Source organism: Globicatella sp. HMSC072A10, from assembly GCF_001811625.1.
Lineage (GTDB): Bacteria > Bacillota > Bacilli > Lactobacillales > Aerococcaceae > Globicatella > Globicatella sanguinis.
Genome location: NZ_KV805716.1, coordinates 1 through 675, shown reverse-complemented (window position 1 = coordinate 675; position 675 = coordinate 1). Strand labels below are relative to the sequence as shown.

Sequence of the window (675 nt, the reverse complement as noted above, 5' to 3'; positions counted from 1 at the left end):
AGGTTGTCTACCAACTGAAGGACTGAACAATAATGAACATTGGAAAGAAAGAGAGGTAGTGAAGATGAAGAAGGCAGAAAACAAGCAAAAGCTTGGCAAGATGCAAAGGGATAAGACGGAATCGAAAGAGTATGCATATGCGCAGAGTCAATCACTAGGAGAAGCTTTGGACCAATGGCGTCACTATCCGATAATGTCGAGGGTGGTAGAAAGAAATAACCTGAGACGCGCATGTGATAGAGTCAGAAGAAATGGCGGAAGCCCGGGTGTGGATGGGATGACCGTTGAAGAAGTAGAAAGTCATATCTTCAATTATTATGTTCCTTTGTGTAAGAAATTATTCGAAGGTACTTATCGTCCTCAGCCAGTAAAACGGGTTGAAATACCCAAACCGAATGGAGGTGTCCGTAAACTAGGCATACCCGTTGTAAGGGATAGAGTGATACAACAAGCGATTAAGCAGGTTATTGAACCGTCAATCGACAAGACCTTTAGCCCTTACAGTTATGGGTTTAGACCAAATCGCAATGCTCATCAAGCAAGAAAACAATGTGCCAAGTATTATGAAGAAGGCTACCGATATGTCGTGGATTGCGATTTAAAACAGTACTTTGATACGATTAACCATGACAAGCTGATGTATCTTCTGAAACAACACATTGAGGACAAATCAAT

The 675-nt window shown here is 41.6% G+C and carries 1 protein-coding gene; it reads left to right on the top strand.

The genetic code is table 11. The annotated features are described in order from the left end of the window. Positions 1-100: 100 nt before the first annotated feature. A partial coding sequence (locus HMPREF2811_RS05210) for a reverse transcriptase domain-containing protein (protein WP_246829815.1) occupies positions 101-675 on the top strand: 575 nt, incomplete at its 3' end.